This window comes from Desulfosporosinus sp. OT, from assembly GCF_000224515.1.
In the GTDB taxonomy this organism is placed as follows: Bacteria; Bacillota; Desulfitobacteriia; order Desulfitobacteriales; family Desulfitobacteriaceae; genus Desulfosporosinus.
In genome coordinates, this window is sequence record NZ_AGAF01000036.1 from 1 (window position 1) to 494 (window position 494).

Here is a 494-nt window from a genome sequence, read left to right on the forward strand (position 1 = left end):
ACGACACGTATAGCCAGCTTCTCTGTTTAACAGACAAAAACAGCATATCCACTCAGTTCCACATTTCCATATAAAGGCCAAGGCATTTATTCTCAGGATAATTGTTTCAGCATCGCAACCGCATCAGACTCCGGCATCGCAAACTGCACCCGGTGCCGGGCAGCCACATCCAGCGCAAAAACCTTCGTGTAGACTTCCGTTGAACTGATGGACTTATGTCCCATCAGGCTTTGCAGAACTTTCAGCGGTATACCGGCATACAGCATGTGCATCGCATAGGAATGGCGGAACGTATGTGGTGTGACCGGAACAGAGAACGTCACACCGTCAGCAGCAGCGGCGGCAACCGCCTCCCCAATCCAGGTCCTGACCGTTCTGTCCGTCACTTCCCAGATCCGCGCTTTCTCTGTCCTTCCTGTGCGACGGTTACGCCGCTCCATGAGCTTATCGCGAATAAATACCTGTGACGGAAGATCACTTCGCAGAATAAATAA

At 51.4% G+C, this 494-nt stretch carries 1 protein-coding gene; it reads right to left on the reverse strand.

Features of this window, described 5'->3' with window-relative positions; all coding sequences use genetic code 11:
• Positions 1-92: 92 nt before the first annotated feature.
• Positions 93-494 (reverse strand): tyrosine-type recombinase/integrase (locus tag DOT_RS02820; RefSeq protein WP_009613902.1); only part of this gene is annotated, 402 nt, incomplete at its 5' end.